This is a genomic window from Kitasatospora sp. NPDC057595, assembly GCF_042800875.1.
Lineage (GTDB): Bacteria > Actinomycetota > Actinomycetes > Streptomycetales > Streptomycetaceae > Kitasatospora.
This window is the reverse complement of record NZ_JBHVGL010000011.1, coordinates 242,900-260,753: the sequence shown is the minus strand read 5'-3', so window position 1 is coordinate 260,753 and position 17,854 is coordinate 242,900. Positions and strand designations below refer to the sequence as shown.

General features: G+C 76.6%; 8 protein-coding genes. All 8 read right to left on the bottom strand.

Annotated elements, in window-relative coordinates; genetic code table 11:
* Window positions 1-68: 68 nt before the first annotated feature.
* Genes ACFU9E_RS19045 through ACFU9E_RS19010 form a run of 8 tightly spaced genes read right to left on the bottom strand, consistent with a single transcriptional unit; the run spans window position 69 to window position 17,719 of the window.
* Window positions 69-2,135: a N,N-dimethylformamidase beta subunit family domain-containing protein gene (locus ACFU9E_RS19045; RefSeq protein ID WP_380686196.1), complete on the bottom strand. Its 2,067-nt coding sequence runs from the start codon at window positions 2,133-2,135 to the stop codon at window positions 69-71.
* The gene (locus ACFU9E_RS19040; RefSeq protein WP_380686194.1) at window positions 2,132-3,736 is read right to left on the bottom strand and encodes a condensation domain-containing protein; all 1,605 of its coding nucleotides are present in this window, start codon (window positions 3,734-3,736) and stop codon (window positions 2,132-2,134) included. Before ACFU9E_RS19040 ends, ACFU9E_RS19045 begins: the two co-directional genes overlap by 4 nt.
* On the bottom strand, window positions 3,733-3,996 hold the full coding sequence (locus ACFU9E_RS19035) for a phosphopantetheine-binding protein (protein ID WP_380686192.1): 264 nt from the start codon (window positions 3,994-3,996) through the stop codon (window positions 3,733-3,735). Before ACFU9E_RS19035 ends, ACFU9E_RS19040 begins: the two co-directional genes overlap by 4 nt.
* A complete protein-coding gene (locus ACFU9E_RS19030) occupies window positions 3,993-4,211 on the bottom strand; it encodes an MbtH family protein (RefSeq protein ID WP_380686190.1) in 219 nt (72 codons plus the stop codon). Before ACFU9E_RS19030 ends, ACFU9E_RS19035 begins: the two co-directional genes overlap by 4 nt.
* Before the next feature lie 32 nt (window positions 4,212-4,243).
* Window positions 4,244-7,327, bottom strand: coding sequence for an amino acid adenylation domain-containing protein (locus tag ACFU9E_RS19025; protein WP_380686188.1), 3,084 nt, complete (start codon window positions 7,325-7,327; stop codon window positions 4,244-4,246).
* Window positions 7,324-8,853, bottom strand: a complete 1,530-nt coding sequence (locus ACFU9E_RS19020) for a class I adenylate-forming enzyme family protein (RefSeq protein WP_380715171.1) — start codon at window positions 8,851-8,853, stop codon at window positions 7,324-7,326. The genes ACFU9E_RS19025 and ACFU9E_RS19020 overlap by 4 nt, the downstream gene beginning before the upstream one ends.
* On the bottom strand, window positions 8,850-14,420 hold the full coding sequence (locus ACFU9E_RS19015; protein WP_380681736.1) for an amino acid adenylation domain-containing protein: 5,571 nt from the start codon (window positions 14,418-14,420) through the stop codon (window positions 8,850-8,852). Before ACFU9E_RS19015 ends, ACFU9E_RS19020 begins: the two co-directional genes overlap by 4 nt.
* Window positions 14,417-17,719, bottom strand: a complete 3,303-nt coding sequence (locus ACFU9E_RS19010) for an amino acid adenylation domain-containing protein (RefSeq protein ID WP_380715169.1) — start codon at window positions 17,717-17,719, stop codon at window positions 14,417-14,419. The genes ACFU9E_RS19015 and ACFU9E_RS19010 overlap by 4 nt, the downstream gene beginning before the upstream one ends.
* Window positions 17,720-17,854 lie beyond the last annotated feature (135 nt).

Genomic DNA, 17,854 nt, shown 5'->3' with positions numbered 1-17,854 from the left:
CGGGCACCGGCGTGCGCTTCAACCGCGCCGCCACCCTCGGCATGAGAAGCAGCATCGCACGGACCGCCTCATCGGCACTCAGACCACCCCCGGGCTCTGTGGACATCCGCCCCGCCCCTCCTCTCGTTCGCCCTCACCGTACTGGACGGCCCCGGCCCGGCGCCCTGGGTCAGCGGGGCGGGGTGGGTGAGGAGGTGGCCGGTGGGGGTGGTCGAGAGGAGCCGGCCGGCGTGGGAGGTGAGGGTGCGGGTCGGGGGGAACGGGGTGGCGGGGGTGAAGGGTGGGTCCGGGGTGGTGGTCGGCGGGCGGGTGGTGAGGCCGGCGGGGGTGGTGGCGTGCAGGCGTCCGTTGAGGACGGTGAGGGTGGTGGCGTTCCCCGCGCGGCACAGGGGGCGCCAGGGGGCGTCCGGGTCGGTGGCGGGGCGGTGGTGCAGGGTGTCGTCGTGCGGGGTGACGGCGAACAGCGTGCCGTCGCACATCGCGAGGGCTGCGGTGCCGGGCGGGGTGCGACCGACGGGGGTCCAGGGGGCCGGGCCGGGGACGGGGTCGCGGGCGAGGAGGCGGTCGTCCTCCGTGACGGCGAGCAGGGCCAGCGGGATCGGGCCGGCGGCCTCGCGCGGTGCGGTGAGGCAGCGGATCCTCGGCAGCCGGCGCTCGGTCAGTGGGTCCGCGGCCGGTGGGCGCTCGGCCGGTGGGCACGGCGTCCACGGCAGGTTCTGGTCGGACGGCTCCCGGTGCAGCAGCGTGGTGCCGTCGGCGGCCACCGCGAACAGCAGTCCCTCGCAGGCGGCGAGCGCGCGGACGCCGTCCGCCCGCCCGACGGTGTGCCAGCGCGGCACCGGTGCGGCGCCGCCGAGCCGGTCCAGCACATTGCGGGTGATCCGGTCGACCACCGGGTCACCCAGTGCCCGGCCCCAGTTGATGGTGGCGGCGTTGAAGACGGTGCCGGCGCCGAGCCGGAACACGCCCATGGTCGCCCAGCCGCCCTGTCCGTGCCGGCGCCAGTGCCGCAGATCGGCGGTGGCGAGCACGGCGAAGGAGCGCGGTGTGCCGTCCCGCCCGGTGGCCCGGGGCACACCGGCGGACCAGTCGAGTTCGGCGGCGTCCGTCTCGTAGCCGAGCGAGCCGCGTGCGAAGACCTCGCCGTCGGCCAGGCCGGTGCCCTCGAAGACCCAGTGGTCGGCGAAGCGCACGGTGTAGGACTCGCGGCCGATCACCGCCATGCCGTCGCCCCAGGCTCCGGCGCCGTTGCGGAAGCTGACGCCGGTCATGGCGTTCTCGGGCCGCTCGACCGGGGAGCTGGACCACTCGACGGTGGCCCGGCGCGGGTCGGTGGCGGTCACCGGGTCGGCGGCGGCATCACGGTGGCAGACCAGCGAGCGACCGCCGTCGGGCTCCTCCTCGATCCGAATCTGCCACCAGGCCGTGTTGGCCGCGAAGAACGCCAGGTTGCCGCCCCGTCGGGCGAACTCCTCCACGCGGTCCCGCATGCCGGCGGACCAGTACTCGTCGTGCCCGTTGACCACCAACAGCCGGTAGCGGGACAGGGCTCGGGTGAAGGAGCGGTCGTCCAGGTCGAAGCCCGAGCAGTACTCGACCGGGTACCCCGCCCGGGGCAGCCAGCGCAGCAGCGGCTCCTCCCAGCGCTCGGGGGGCGGTCCGCCGCCGGGGGCGTCGATCCTGACCCGGGCGGCGCGGTCGGGCTGCTCGGCGTAGTAGAGGCCCCGGCCGGTCTGGCCGGCCCGGTGGTAGGCGCGCCAGGTGGCGAACGGGATCGAGACCAGGATGCCGGAACCGGCGCCGGGGCGGGCGGCGCGCACGACGAACCACACCTCGTGCTCCGCGTCGCACTCGGGCGCGGGCTGCTCGGAGCGCTCGTCGTGGAAGCTGGCCCGGTAGAGCGAACTCGGCCAGTGCGCGGGGACGTCAAGCTCCCACCGGGTGACGCCGGTGAGGGCCGCCTTCAGCCGAACCTCCCCGCTCACCTCGTCGGTGACGACCACCCGGCCGCGCAGCGGGCGGCCCGCGATGCCCCGGGCGCCGAGGCGGAAGCGGAGCCGGCCGCCCTGGACGCAGGAGGTCGCCTCGGCGGCGGCGAGCGGACGCGGGACGCCGTCGGGGTCGGCCGCCGTCACGAGGCCGGGTCCCGGTGCTCGGCAGACTCGCGGTCGGCGGCGGACTCGCGGTCGGCGGCGGACTCGCGGTCGGCGGCGGACGCGTGCTCGGTGGCGGACCCGTGCTCGGCGATGGACACGCGGTCGGTGGACACGCGGTCGGTGAACCGGTCCAGCAGCCCGGGCAGTGCCGCGAGCCGGGGCGGGTCACCGGCGGCCGAGGCGACCAGCACCTCCTCGATCGCCCGCAGGTGGGCGTGGATCGCCGCCGGCGGCAGGTGAGCGGTGTCGGCGGTGAGCGTGACGGTGAGCGCCGAGTCGTCGCCGGTGAGGTGCAGGCAGTACCGGCAGGCGACGAGCTCCTGGGTCGCCGGGAAGTCCAGCACGGTGCGCCGCCGCAGCCCGGCCAGCTCCTCCGCCGTCGGCGACTCCGCGGCCGATAGCGGCCGTTCCACGAGCCGCATGTCGTTGAAGCAGCAGTACGGATGCACCTCGGTGCCGCGTTCGCGCGCGATCCGGGCGAGCAGGGCGTCCCACTCCACCGGGTCGTAGGCGGCCGCCCGGTAGCCGGCCAGGGCGGCGCGCCAGGCCGCGGGCAGCAGGTCCGTGAAGACGGCGCCGCCGTCGAGGTCCTCGGGCAGGTCGAGCACGACCAGGGCGTCCTGGGAGAGCGTGCTGACCAGGTCACGGTGATCGGCGGCGGCCCGGTTCCCGGCGATCGGCATGACGGCCGCCGACGGGTGGCCGCGGTCGGCGGCGACCAGGGCCGCGGCGGCGGCGAGCAGCACGGTCGAGCCGCTGACCTGGTGGACGGCCGCGAGCGCGTCCACCGCCCGGGGCAGCGCCGCCGACACCAGCCGCCCGGTCCAGAACCGGGGCGCGCGCGGCTCGGCCACCGGTTCGGCGAACATCGTCGGCGGCATCCGCCGCAGGTCGGCCTCCCAGCGGGCCAGCGCCGCCGCGCCCCGGCGCCGCCCGGCCGGTCCGGCCTGCGCGTGCGCGAGGTCGTACGGGGTGACGGCGGCGGGGCGGCCGGCCGAACCGCGCCGGACCAGCAGCCGCAGGTCGCGCACCAGCACCTCGGCGCCGTGACCATCCGCGGCGAGGTGGCACAGGGCGAACACGACGTGGGTGATCCGCCCGCCGCAGCGCACCGCGCCGAAGCGCACGGGCCACTCCCCCGTGTAGTCGAAGCGCCGTCCGGTGAGCTTGGCCAGCAGCTGCTCGGCGGCCGGCCCGGTGCGCGCCGGGTCTGCCTCCTCGCGCACCTCGACGGCGATCTCCCCTTCCGCGCAGAGGAGTTGACCGGGATCGCCGTCCTCGCCCAGGGCGAGCCGGGTGCGCAGCGCCTCGTGCCGGTCGAGCAGCGCGGCGACGGCCGCCGCCAGCCGCGGCTCGTCGACGGGCGCGCCGCGGTCGGCGAGCGGGAGGATCCGGCCGAGGTTGAAGTAGTGATCGTTGGGCGCCGTGCGGCCGATGGCGTGCCAGATCGCGCGCTGGCCCCAGGTGAGCGGGGCGCGACCGGCCCGGGTGCCGGTGAAGGCGACGCTGAAGGGGACGGCCGAGGGGGCGGTGCGGGCCGTTGTGGAAGCGGGGCCTGCGGCGGTGGTCGCTCCGTTCATCCGGCGTGCCCGTACAGGCGGGCGGCGAGGGCGGTCAGGCCCTCGGCGTGCAGGGCGGGGTCGCCGAGGTCGATCAGCACCTCGAACTCCTCCTCCAGGCTGTCGGCGAGCCGCAGCAGGGCCAGCGAGGAGACGCCGAGGGCGGTCAACGAGTCCTCGGAGGCGAGGAGTTCGGCGACGGTGAGCTGCCCGTCGGTGGCGGCGCTGACCAGTTCGGCGAGGCGGGCGCGTACGGGGGCGGGGTCGGCGGGGGCGGTCATCGGGCATCACCACCGGTCTGCTCGGCGAGGCGGCGGCGCAGGCTGAGCGGGCGGATGTCCGACCAGACGCGGTCGACGTGGGCGGCGCACTCCTCCTCGGTGCCGGTGAACCCCTCGGCGCGCCAGCCGGCGGGCAGCGGGGCGGCGGCGGGCCAGAGGGCGTGCTGCTCCTCGTCGTTGACGACCACCCGGTACGGGGCTTCGGTGCTGCTCACGGGGTTCACGGGGTTCACAGGACTCATGGGGTTCACTCCTGACGCAGGTCGGTGACGGCAGCGGCGACGCCGCGCGCGGTGGGGGTGTCGAAGAAGACGTCCAACGGCACGGCCACGCCGAGCTGTTGGCGGATCCGGGCGGCGATCGCGGTGATCAGCAGCGAGTGGCCGCCGAGGTCGAAGAAGTCCTCGTCGGGACCGAGGTCGTCCAGCCGCAGCACCTCGCGCCAGATGGCGAGCACGGCGACGGTGTCCGGGCCGGCGTCCGGCTCCTCCCCCGTTCCGCCCGGGTCCGCCGGCCCGCCGCGCTCGACGGCGCGTTCGACGGCGGGCTCGGGCAGCGCGGCACGGTCCAGCTTGCCGTTGGGGGTGAGCGGGAACGCGTCGAGCACGGTGTACGTGCCCGGCAGGACGGCGGTCGGCAGGGTGGCCGCGAGGTGCGCACGCAGTTCCTCGGCGCTGGGCGCCGCGGGCCCGGCGGGGACGACGTAGGCGGCGAGGCGGCGGTCCCCGTCGGGGCCGTGCAGGGTGGCGGCGGCCTGGGCGACGGCCGGGTGGTCGGCTAACCGGGCCTCGATCTCGCCGAGTTCGATCCGGTGGCCGCGCAGCTTGACCTGGGTGTCGGCGCGGCCGACGAACTCCAGTCCGCCGCCCGGGTGGCGCCGGACGAGGTCGCCGGTGCGGTAGATCCGGGCGCCGGGCGGGCCGTAGGGGTCGGGCAGGAAACGGCGGGCGGTCAGCCCGGGGCGGCCCCGGTAGCCGTGCGCGACGCCCGCGCCGCCGAGGTACAGCTCGCCGGGCAGCCCGTACGGGACGGGTCGCAGCCGCTCGTCGAGGACGTAGGCACGGGTGTTGGCGAGCGGTGCGCCGATGCTCACCCGGCCGTCGGGGGCGGCGGGTTCGGCCAGGGTGGACCAGACGGTGGTCTCGGTGGGGCCGTAGACGTTGACCAGCCGGGCGGTGGCGGCGGCGAGGTCGGCGGCGAGCGGGGCGGGCAGGGCCTCGCCGCCGGTGAGTGCGGTCAGGCCGTCGGAGCACGCGCCCGCGAGGCCCGCCTCCAGCAGGACCCGCCAGCCGCTGGGCGTGGCCTGGACGTGGCTCACCCCCTCGCGCGCGATCAGGTCGAGGAGTGCGGGCCCGTCGCGGTGGGCGCCCTCGGGGGCCAGGACGACGCGGCCGCCGGTGACGAGCGGCAGCAGCAGTTCGACGGTGGAGATGTCGAAGGAGAGCGAGGTCAGGCCGAGCCAGCGGTCCTCGGGGCGGGCGCCGAGGTGGTCGCGCAGGCTGCCGAGCAGGTTGGCGAGCGCGCCGTGCGGCACCTCGACGCCCTTGGGGGTGCCGGTGGAGCCGGAGGTGTAGAGGACGTAGGCGGGATGCTCGGGCGGAGGGCCGGTGGGCAGGTCGACGTCGGTGTCGGCGGCCGCATCGGTGGGCGCGAGGTCGCCCGGGGCGAGGTCGCCGGGAGCCGACGGCTCGCGGGTGATACGCAGGTTGAGGCCGGAGTCGGCGCGCAGGAAGGCGAGCCGGTCGGCGGGGTACTCCGGGTCGAGCGGAAGATAGGCCGCACCGGCCGCCAGCACACCGAGCACGGCGACGAGTTGGTCCCGGCAGCGCGGCAGTGCGATGCCGACCAGGGTGCCGGGCCCGGCGCCGTGCCGGGTGAGCGCGGCGGCGGCGTGCGCCACCAGCCGGGCGAGTTCCCGGTAGCGGTACGCGGTGCCGTCGGCGACCAGGGCGACGGCCTCCGGGGCGGCGGCGGCGCGGGCGGCGAACAGCGCCGGGACGGTCGCCCGGGCGAGCCCGGGTTCCGTCGCGGGCGCGGCGAGTTGGGCGGCCAGCTCGTCGGCGCCGAGCAGCGGCAGATCGCCGACCGGGGTGGCGGGGTCGGCGAGCGCGCCGTCCAGCAGGGTGGCGAGGTGGCCCGCGATCCGCTCGGCCGCGCCGGGCCCGAAGGCCTCCGTCCGGTACTGCAGGCTGACGTCCAAGGAGCCTTCGGAGTCGACGAGTTGCAGGTGGGCGAGGTTGCGGGCGGTGCCCGCGAAGCCGATCCAGCGGACGGTGGCGGCGACGCCGGGGCCGAAGTCGGGCCGCGGCGTGCCGGCGGGGCGGCGGCGGTAGCTGACGGACAGCGGGGTGATCGCGGTGCGCGGGGCGAGTCCGCGCACCGCCCGCCCGAGCGGGACGTCCCGGTGCGGGTAGAGCTCCCGCAGCCCGGCCCGCACCGAGCGGGCGAACTCGGCGAACGACGCGTCCGCCGACGGGGCGGTGAACAGCGGCAGTTCGTTGACGGCCAGGCCCACCGCGACCGGCTCGCCGGGGCGGCGGACGGACAGCTCGACGGCGGTGGCCGGCACCGGGTTGCCGTAGCGCAGCAGCAGCGCGTGCCAGGCGGCGGTCAGGAGTTCGAAGCGGGTGACGCCCAGGCGCTCGGCGGTGGCGACGAGCGCGGTGTGCCGGGCACCGTCGAGCCGGAACCCGGTGGCGGCCCCGGGCCCGGGCAGGGTGCCGGGGGCGGTGCCCGGGTCGGTGACGGGCCGCAGCCCGGGCAGGACCGGCAGGCCGGGCTCGCGCCACCGCTCGGCCCAGTACCCGGCGGCGGCTTCGGGGGACGGCCCGGCGGCTTCGGCGGACGGCCCGCCGTCCGCCACCGCGACGACGGGCGGGGCGGCGAGCGGCTCGCCCCGGTGGGCAGCGGTGAGGTCGGCGACCAGCCGGTCCTTGGACTCGCCATCGAAGGCCAGGTGGTGGGCGGTGACCAGCAGCACGTGCCGCTCGGCGGCCGTCCGGTACAGGGTGAACCGGGCGAGCGGGCCGGCCGCCAGGTCGAAGCGGGCGGCGCCCTCGTCGGCGAGCAGCTTCTCCAGGTCCTCGGCCGGGCAGTCGACGGTCCGCAGCCCGGGCGCGGGCCCGGGCCGCACGGCGGGGCCGTCGGGGTCGATCCGCCCGGCGAGCACCGGGTGCTGCCGGACCACCCGGGCGCAGGCCCCGGCGAGGGCCGCGGTGTCGAGCGGGCCGGTCAACTCCACGGTGACGGCGAGGTGGTAGGCGGCACCGGCGTCGAGGGTCTGCTCGGTGAGCCAGATGCCGTGCTGGGCGGGACTGAGCGGGGTGGTCATCGGTTGGCCTCGCTGGTGGTCGGGGTCTGGCCGGCGGTGGGGGGCTCGACGGGGCCGTCACCGGCCACCAGTCGGCGCAGCTCGCGCTTGAGCACCTTGCCGCCCTCGTTGCGCGGCAGCGCCTCGCGGAACAGCACGGTGGCCGGCAGCTCGTGCGCGGCGAGGTGGCCGAGCAGGAAGGTCCGCAGCTCGGCGGCGGTCGGCGGCTCGGCGCCCGGTGCGGGCACCAGCACGGCGGCGACCACCGCGCCGAGCACGGGGTGCGGGACGCCGAACGCGGCGGCGTCGGCGATCTGCGGGTGGGCGTGCAGGGCGTTCTCGACCTGGAGCGTGGAGACCTTGTGGGCACCGGACTTGACGACGTCCTTCTCCCGGTCGAGCAGGTGCAGGAAGCCGTCGGCGTCGATCCGGCCGAGGTCGCCCATCCGCACCCACCGGCCCTGGAACACCGCGCCGTCGCGCTCGCCGAGGTAGCCGCGCGGCGCCGTGGGCGAGCGCAGCCACAGCTCGCCCGCCTCGCCGGGCGGCAGCGGCCGGCCGTCGGCGTCGGTGATCCGCAGGTCGGCGAGCGAGGCGGGCTGCCCGGGCGAGTCCGGGTGCTCGGGGTCGAACAGCAGGGTGATCTGGGCGGGGGCGGCCTCGGTGGAGGTGTAGTAGTTGGCGATCTGGGCGCGCGGGAAGGCCTTGCTGAGCGCCAGCGCGACCGGCTGGGGCAGCGCGGCGGCCGTGGAGCCGACCAGCCGCACGCCGCTCGGGTCGGCCTTGGCCAGGGCCGCCGAGGCGAGCAGTTCGATCGCCATGGCGGGGACCAGGAAGACGCTGCCGATGCCGTGTTCGGCGATCAGCCGGACGAACCGCAGCGGGGTGAACTGCGGGGCGGCGACGCAGGTGGCGTGCGCGTTGAGCGCGTTGACCAGCATGGTCTGCCCGGCGTTGGTGCCGACCGGGAAGGCGTGCAGGAAGGCCCGGGAGTGGCGCAGCGGGCGGCGGCGCTCGTCGAGGGTGCAGCCGTACGCCAGGTTGGCGTGGGTGGCGGTGACGCCCTTGGGGGTGCCGGTGGTGCCGGAGGTGTAGAGGATCTGGGCGGGCGCGCCCGGGTCGACGAGCGGCAGGTCCGGCTCGGTGGGGTGGCCGGCGGCGTCGGCCTCGGTCAGGGTGCGCACCCCGGCGACGTCCGGGGTGCTTCCGGTGTGCAGCAGCAGCGCCGCGCCCGAGTCGGCGAGGGCGTGCGCGGTGACGGCGGGCGCGAGCCGGTCGGAGAGCGGGACGGCGACGCCGCCGGCCCGCAGCACGGCGAGGTGGGCGACGGCGTAGGCCGCCCAGTCGGCGGTGCCGTGGCGCAGGCCGACCCGGTCGCCGGGGCGCAGTCCGGCGGCGCACAGGGCGGCGGCCAGGGCGCCGGAGCGGGCCTGCCAGGCGCCGAAGTCGAGCCGGTCGGCGCCGTTGACGACGGCGGTCCGCTCGGGGTGGGCGGCGGCCCGGTGGGCGAGCAGCTGGGGCAGGCCGGTGGGGACGGCGCGGTTCACGCGGCCTCCCGGGTGGCGTCCGAGGTCCTGCGGGCGGCGGCGCGGGCGGCGGCCACGCGGGCGCGTTCGCGCAGGCCGACCAGGTCGTCCGGCTCGGCGTCCGGCACCTCGCGGTCGAAGCGGGCGAGGGCGGGCAGCCGTAGGCCGACGGCGACCAGGACGAGCATGGCGAGCCCGAACAGCACGTACATCAGGGCGATGCCGCGCCCGGGTCCGGTGCCGATCAGCGGGCCGAAGACCGGGGCGAGCGCGCCGTCCGGCTCCATCAGCGGGCCGAACACGGCCGAACCGAGCGGGGCGATCACGCCGTGGCCGAGCGGCAGGGTGGACCAGGCGACCAGGGTGTTCAGCGCGAAGACCCGGCCGTGGAACCGCTGCGGCACCTTGACCTGGACGATCGTCGAGTAGACGCCGTTGACCAGGGAGAGCGCGAAGGACATCCCGAACGCGCCGGCGGCGATCACCCAGAGTCCGGCGTGCAGGCCGGTGACGGCGCCGGCCAGGGCGAGGACGGCGGCCAGGCCGAGCATGCCGCGCAGCCGGTGGCGGCGCGGTCCGCCCCAGAAGCCCATGGCGATGCCGCCGAGCAGGGCCCCGGCGCCGCCGGCGACGGCGACCCGGGCGGCGCCGTTCAGGTCGGAGAAGGCGAGCACCATCGGGGTGGTGAGCAGGAACAGCGGGGAGAGGAAGACGTTCAGTCCGGCGAACCAGAGCAGCATGGAGCGGAAGCCGCGCTGGCGCCAGGAGTAGCCGAAGCCCTGCTTGATCTCCTCCACCAGCGGTTCGCGCCTGGTCCACGGCAGGGTGCGCGGGAAGCGCACCGCCAGCAGGATGCCCACGGCGATGGTGTAGCTGGCCACGTCGATGATCAGGATGCCGCGCAGGCCGATCGCGGCGAGCAGCGCGACGGCGACCAGAGGAACGACGAACTGCGCTGCCCCGAAGGCGAGTTGGACGACGCCGTTGGCATGACCCAGGTACTGCTTGGGGACGATCTGGGGCACCGCGGAGGCGTAGGCGAGGCGTTGGAAGGTGAGGGCGACGGAGAGCACGCCGAGCAGGACGTAGACCTGCCAGGAGTGCAGCTGTCCCGCCAGCAGCAGGGCGAGCATGGCGGCCTGGGTGGCCCCGGCGCCGATGTCCCCGGCGAGCATGACCTTGCGCCGGTCCAGTCGGTCGACCAGGGCGCCGGCCAGCGGACCGACGACGATGCCGGGCAGCATGGCGATGACGGCGTAGAGCGCGTACCGGGCCATCGAGCCGGTCTCCAGCAGGATCCAGATCGGCAGCGCGAACTCGGTGAGCGCCGAGCCGGTGATGGAGACCAACTGGCCCGCGGCGACGGCCAGGAAGCGGCCCATGCTGGGCTGCGGCCCCTCCGCCACCGGCTCCTGCGGCTGCCGTACCTCCTCCTCGCGGACCGGTGCGCCGGTCTCGCCGTGGAACCACCAGGAGCTGTCCGGGCCGCGCGCGGGCAGAGTGTCGGTCCGCCCGTCGAGGACGGCGCGGTGCACCGTGGTGACGGCCTCGACGACCTCCGCCGCACGGTACTTGACGAAGAAGTGCCCACCCTGGTCGAGCACCGCGACGGCGGAGCGCTCGGCGAGCAGCAGCCATTCGCGGTACCGCTCCTGATAGAAGTCGGCGGCCGGGTCGTGGTCGCCGACCAGCGAGACCAGCGGGGCGCGCAGCCGGGGCGCGCCGGCGGCGACCTCCTCGATGGCGCGGGTGAAGTACGCCTCGGCGGCCTTGGAGTCGCGGCGCATGTTGCCGACGATGAACCGGACCTGTTCCTGGTCGAGTTCGGAGGTGTCGACGCCCATGCCGGTGAGCCAGTTGAGGTAGACCCGGTCGCCGAGCAGCGGCTCCAGGGCGGCGATCCCGCTGAGCGCGGTGAGCACCTTGCTGCGCGGCTTGGCGAACGGGAACTGGGCACCGGCGTAGACGGCTTCGAGTTCCCGGCCGGAGGCCTCCAGCAGCCGGGCGGTGGCGACGGCGAGCGCGGTGCCGACGCCGCAGTGGCCGTAGACGACGACCGGTCCGTCGACCCGCTCGCGCACCTCGGCGGCCAGCTGTTCGGCCAACTCGTCGAAGGGCAGGTGCTGTTCGGTGACGCCGATGTCGTGGCCAGGGATCGCGACGGCCCACAGTTCGGTGTCGGCGGGCAGCAGGTCGGCGACCGGCTGGTAGACGACGGCGCTGCCGCCGCCGTACGGGACGCAGACCAGGGTGAGCCGGCGGCGTTCGGCCGGGACGGGCCGGGTGAGCCGGTGCAGCAGGCGGCGCGGGCCGCGGTCCTGCTCGTCGAGCGTGGCGAGGGCGGCGAGGTCGCGGACGGTGCGGCAGGTGAAGAGGTCCATCACGCTGACCGGGCGGGCGCCGGCCTCGGTGAGCCGCTTGCGGGCCTTGGCGACCACCTGGGTGGCGAGCAGCGAGTGCCCGCCGAGGTCGAAGAAGTCCTCGTCGGTGCCGACCTCGGGCAGGCCGAGCACCTCGGCCCAGATCGCGGCGAGCACCCGTTCGGCCTCGGTCGCGGGCTTGGCGGCCCCGGCGTCACGGTGGATCCGCGGCGCGGGCAGGGCGCGGCGGTCGAGCTTGCCGTTGGGGGTGAGCGGCAGGGCGGGCAGGACGGCGAAGGCGGCGGGCACCTGGTGGTCGGGCAGGGTGCGCTTGAGGGTGGCGCGCAGGGCGGCCGGGTCGGGCTCGTCGGCGCCGGGGGCGGGGACGAGGTAACCGGTGAGGCGCTTGTCGCCGGGCCGGTCCTCGCGGACCACCACGGAGGCGTCGGCGATGCCGGGCTGGGCGCGCAGGGCGGCCTCGGTCTCTCCGGGTTCGATGCGCAGGCCGCGGATCTTGACCTGCTGGTCGATCCGGCCGAGGTGTTCGAGGGTGCCGTCGGGGCGGCGGCGGGCGAGGTCGCCGGTGCGGTAGAGCCGGGAGCCGGGCGGACCGTAGGGATCGGGGACGAAGCGGGCGGCGGTGAGGCCGGGGCGGCGGTGGTAGCCGAGGGCGACGGCGGTGCCGCCGATGTGGAGTTCGCCGGGGGCGCCGGGCGGCACCGGCCGCAGGGCCCGGTCCAGCACGTACAGGCGGGTGTTGTCGATCGGCAGCCCGATCGGGACGACCCGCAGCGGGCCCTCGCACTCCCAGGAGGAGACGTCGACGGCGGCCTCGGTGGGCCCGTACAGGTTGGCGAGCGCGCAGTCGGGCAGGCGGGTGGTGAACTCCCGCGCGGTGTCCGGCGGCAGGGCCTCGCCGCTGCACACCACCCGGCGCAGGGTGGTGCAGCGCTCGATGCCGTCCTCGGCCAGGAAGACGGTGAGCATGGCGGGCACGAAGTGGGCGACCGTGACGCCGGCCCGCACCATCAGGTCGCGCAGGTAGCCGGCGTCCTTCTGGCCACCGGGCTTGGCGAGGACGATCCGGGCGCCGGTGATCAGCGGCCAGAAGAACTCCCAGACGGAGACGTCGAATCCGGCCGGGGTCTTCTGCAGGACGCGGTCCGCGGGGCCGATCCGGTAGGTGTCCTGCATCCACTGGAGGCGGTTGGCGATGGCCCGGTGGGTGTTGGGCACGCCCTTGGGGCGGCCGGTCGAGCCGGAGGTGTAGATCAGGTAGGCGGTGTCGTCGGGGGCGGGCCCGGCGGGCCGCGGGGCCTTGGCGCGGACCTTGGGCCACTCGGCGGGGTCGTCGAGGAGCAGGACCCGGGCGGTGCAGCCGTCGGGGACGGGCAGCCGCCGCTGGGTGAGCAGGACGGGGGCGGCGCTGTCGGCGAGCAGGAAGGCGAGCCGTTCGGCGGGGTAGCCCGGTTCCAGCGGGGTGTAGCCGGCGCCGGTGCGCAGCACGCCGAGCAGGCCGGCGACGAGTTCGGGCGAGCGTTCGGCGCTGATCGCGACGAGGCTGCCGGGGCCGACGCCCTCGGCGGCCAGCCGGGCGGCGATCCGGTCGGCGGCGGCGTCGAGCTGACGGTAAGTCAGGCTCGCGCCGTCCTCGAAGGAGACGGCGACGGCCTCGGGGGTGCGGGCGATCTGCTCGGCGACCAGGGCGGTCAGGGTGGTGGCCGGCCGGTCGGCCGCGGTGTCGTTGAACCGCTCGATCTCGAAGGCGCGTTCGGCCTCGGGGAGGTCGTCGAGGGCGGACAGCGGGGTGTCCGGGCGGTCGGCGACGGCGCTCAGCAGCCGGCCCAGGTGCTCGGCGAGGCGGGCGATGTCGGCCTCGGCGAAGAGGTCGGTGTTGTAGTTGAACGAGCCGAGCAGGCCCTGCGGCCACTCCTGGAGGAACAGCTCCAGGTCGAACCGGGTGCCGCTGGCGCGCACGCCGAACGGCTCTACCTCGACGGGGAGTTCGCCGGAGGCGGCGGCCTCGCGCTGGACCGCGTAGTTCTGCACGGCGAGCACGGCCTGGAAGACCGGCGGGCGGCTGACGTCGCGGGGGACCTTGAGCTCGGTGACCAGCTGGGCGAACGGCAGCTCCTGGTGGGCGTAGGCCTCCAGGCAGGTGTCCCGGGTGCGGCGGAGCAGCTCGGTGAAGGTCGGGTCGCCGTCCAGCCGGGCGGGCAGCGCCAGCACATTGACGAACATGCCGACCAGCGCTTCGAGTTCGGGCTCGGGTCGGCCGGCGATGGGCGAGCCGACGGCGAAGTCGCGCTGGCCGCTGAACCGGGCGAGCAGGGTCTGGAAGGCGGCGAGCAGCACCATGTAGACGGTGGCGTCGTACCGCTTGCCGAGGGCGGTCAGCCGGTCGAGCAGCGCGCGGTCGACCTCGAAGCCGTAGCCGGCGCCGTCGAAGGTCTGGCGCGGCGGCCGGGGGGCGGCGCAGGCGAGTTCGAGGGGTTCGACGCCCGCCAGCTCGCGGGCCCAGTGGGCGACCTCGGCGGCCAGTCGGTCACCGCTCAGCCGCTCGCGCTGCCAGATCGCGAAGTCACCGTACTGGACGGCTAGTTCGGGCAGCGGGTCGGGCTTTCCGGCGGCGCGGGCGGCGTAGCCGCGCAGGACCTCGCCGAGCAGCACCTCGCTGGACCAGCCGTCGCTGACGCTGTGGTGGACGACGAGCAGCAGCACGTGGTCGTCGGCGGCGAGCCGGACGAGGTGGGCGCGCAGCAGCGGGCCGTGCTCCAGGTCGAAGGGAACGGCGGCGGCCTCGTCGACCAGCCGTTCGGCGTGCGCGGCGTCGTCGGCCTCGGCGAGGGTGAGGTCGGCGGGGCCGGGCGGGTCGATGACCAGCAGCGGGCGGCCGTCGTCGGTGGCCGGGTAGCGCGAGCGCAGGGTCTCGTGCCGGGCGAGGGAGGCGTCCAGGGCGCGGCGCAGGGCGGGGACGTCGAGCGGGCCGCGCAGCCGGCGCACGACCGGGATGTTGTAGGCGGCGGTGCCGGGGGCGAACTGCTCCATGAACCAGAGCCGCTCCTGGGCGTAGGAGAGCGGCACCGGCGCGTCGGCGGCGCGGCGGGCGATCGTCTGCCGGGCTGCGGTGCGGCCGCGCAGGCGGCGGCTGAGCAGTTCGCGCTTGGCTGCGGTGAGCCCGGCGGAGGACCCGGAAGGGGTGGGGGTGGGGGCGGTGTCGGTGCTCATGACGGCGTAGCGGTCCCTTCCAGGGCGTCCTGCGCGGCGAGCAGTTCCTCGGCGGCGTCGTCGGACAGCGCGTCGAGTTCGGCGACCAGGGCGGCTTCGACGGCGTCGGCGAAGGCGGCCACCGTGCGGTGGGTGAAGAGGGTGCGCAGCGGCACGCCGAGGTCGGCCGCGGCGCGGATGCGGGCGACGACCCGGGTGGCGAGCAGGGAGTGGCCGCCGAGGTCGAAGAAGTCGTCGTGGACGCCGACCCGGTCGAGGCCCAGGACCTCCTGCCAGACCTCGGCGACCAGCTCCTCCGCCTCGGTGCGCGGGGCGAGGTAGGCGGCGCGCAGCTCGGGGCGGGTGTCGGGGTCGGGCAGCGCGCGGTGGTCGAGCTTGCCGTTGGGGGTGAGCGGCAGGGCATCGAGGACGAGGACGGCGTTGGGGACGAGGTGGGCGGGCAGGGTGGCGGCGAGCGCGGCGCGCAGCGCGGCGGGGTCGGTGGCGGGGGCGGGGGCGGGGGTGTTCGGCTCGGCGTCCGGCAGGGCTTCCGGCACGACGTAGCCGAGCAGGCGGTCCGCGCGGGCCAGTACGGCGGCCTGGCCGACGCCGGGCTGCGCGAGCAGCGCGGACTCCACCTCGCCGGGCTCGACCCGGTAGCCGCGCACCTTGACCTGGGCGTCGATCCGGCCGAGGAACTCCAGCGCGCCGTCGCCGCGCCGGCGCACCAGGTCGCCGGTGCGGTAGCGGCGGGCGCCGGGCGGACCGTCCGGGTCGGGCACGAACGCGCGGGCGGTGGCGCCCGGGCGGCCGAGGTAGCCGCCGGTGACGCCGGCCCCGCCGACGACGAGTTCGCCGGGGGTGCCGGGCGGCACGGGGCGGCCGTGTCGGTCGAGCACGGCGACGGTGGTGCCCCCGATCGGCCGCCCGATCGGGGGGCGCCGGGCGGTGTCGGCCGCGCCGAGGTCGGCGGTGGTGGCGATGACGGTGGTCTCGGTGGGCCCGTAGGAGTTGACCAGCCGGACGGTGTCGCCGAACCGGGCCCGCCAGGCGGCGACGGCCTCCGGGCGGACCTGGTCGGCGCCGAGGATCAGCAGCCGCAGGCCCGCCGGCCAGGGCGTGGCGTCGAGGTCGGCGACCAGCTGGTGCCAGTAGGGGGTGGGCAGGTCCAGGACGGTGAGGCCGGCGGCGGCGGGCTCGGCGAGCTGGTCGGGCAGCGCGGCGCCGGCCTGCGCGACGACCAGGGTGGCGCCGGCGGCGAGGGCCGGGAAGACCTCCTCGGCGCAGGTGTCGAAGGAGAGCGAGGCGTACTGGAGGACGCGGTCGGCGGCGGTGAGGCGGTAGCCCTCGCGCATCCAGGCGACCCGGGCGGCGAGCGCGCGGTGCGGGACGAGCACGCCCTTGGGGGTGCCGGTGGAGCCGGAGGTGTAGACGAGGTAGGCGGGGTCGTCGGGGCCGGCGGCCGCTTCGCCGGCGGCGGACGGGGCGGCGGGCGGGGTGTCCGCTCCCCCGGTCGCGGCGAGCACCGGAACGGCGGCCGGCAGTCCCTCGACGGGCGCGCCGTCCGTCGTGACCAGGGCGGTGGCGCCGCTGTCGGTCAGCATGAAGGCGAGCCGGGAGGCCGGGTACTCCGGGTCCAGCGGCAGGTAGCCAGCGCCGGCCCGCCAGGCGGCGAGCATGGCGACCACGGCGTGCGGTCCGCGCGGCAGGCAGAACGCCACCAGGTCGCCGCGCCGCACCCCGGCCGCCGTCAGTCGCGCGGCCAGGGCGCGCGAGGCGTCGGCGAGTCCGGCACGGGTGAGGCGGGTGTCGCGCCCGTCGGCGTCCCGCCCCTCGACGGCGGGGGCATCCGGCTGCTCGGACGCCGCCCGGTCGATCGCGTCGAGCACGGTCGCCGGGTGCCCGGGCAGCGCGGGCCCGGCCGAGCCGGCCGCCGCGTCGGCGCGTTCCTCGGCGTCCAGCAGCGGCAGCAGGTGCACCGGGGTGTCCGGGGCGGCGAGGGCGGCGCGCAGCAGGGTGTCGAAGCGGCGGCCGAGCCGCACGGCCCACGGCTCGTCCAGCAGGTCGGCGCGGTAGCCGAGGACGGCCTGCAGGTCGTCGCCGTCCGGGCGGACGTCCAGGGCGAGTTCGAACTTGGCGGCGGTGTGGCCGCCGTCGATCTCGACGCAGCGCAGGTCGGCGAAGGCGTGCTCGCCGAGGGCGCCGCCGTCCTGGGTGTGCACGGTGAGCAGGGTCTGGAAGAGCGGGGTGCGCCCCGGGTCGCGGTCCGGGCGCAGCTCCTCGGCGAGCTGCTCGAACGGCACCCGGCCGTGGCCGAGGGCGCCGAGCCAGTCGGTGCGCACCCGGCGCAGCAGGGTGTCGAAGGTGGGGGCGCCGGTGAGGTCGGCGCGCAGGACGAGAGCGGAGGAGAAGTAGCCGACGGTCCGTTCGCTGTCGACGGTGGTGCGGGCGGCGGTGGGCACGCCCACGCAGAAGTCGTCCTGGCCGGTGCAGCGGTGCAGCAGGGCCTGGTAGGCGGCGGCCAGCACCATGAACGGGGTGAGGCGGCGGGCGCGGGCGAAGGCGTCGAGTTCGGGGCCGAGGCCGCGCAGGATCCGGGTGTGGAAGGCGCCCGCGCTGCTCGGTTCGGCGGGCCGGGGCCGGTCCAGCGGCAGGTCCAGGGCGGGCGCGTCGGCGAGCCGCTCGCGCCAGTAGGTGAGCGCCGCGGCGGCCTCGGGCCCGGCCAGCCAGGCGCGTTCGGCGGCGGCGTGGGCGGCGTAGGAGGGCGGGGCCGGCAGCTCGGGCGCGGGGCCGCCGGCGCGGTGGGCGGCGTAGCGCTCGGCGAGTTCGGTGCGCAGCAGGCCGAGGCTCCAGCCGTCGGCGACGATGTGGTGCAGGACGAGGCAGAGCACGTGCTCCTGCTCGCCGGTGCGCAGCAGTGCGGCGCGCAGCAGCGGTCCGGCGGCGAGGTCGAAGCCGCGGTTGACCCGCTCGGCGAGGGCGGCGGCCACCTCGTCCTGCGGGCGTCCGCGCAGGTCGGCGAGGTCGAGCGGGACGGGTACGGCCGCGTCGACGACGGCGGCGGGCCGGCCGTCCTCGGCGGGGAAGCGGGTGCGCAGCGCCTCGTGCCGGGCCACCACGCCGTCGAGGGCGGCGCGCAGCGACGCGGTCGACGGCTCGCCGGTCAGGCGCAGCACCAGCGGGATGTTGTAGGAGGGGTCGCCCGGGTCCAGCTGGTCGAGGAACCAGAGGCGTTCCTGGCCGACGGTCAGGGCGGATTCCCGTGCGGGTCCGGCGCTCCGGCCGGGTTCGTGGACGGACTCCTGGACGGTCGTGGACATGACACTCCTCGGCACTCGCCTCACGGCGGAACGGCAGTCTCGGACAACGCCCGGCCACATGCCCGCGGGGTGGGAGGGAGTAGCGCGCTCGGCGGATCGGCGGCGGGCCCCCGTATGGCCGCCGCAACGTCGATC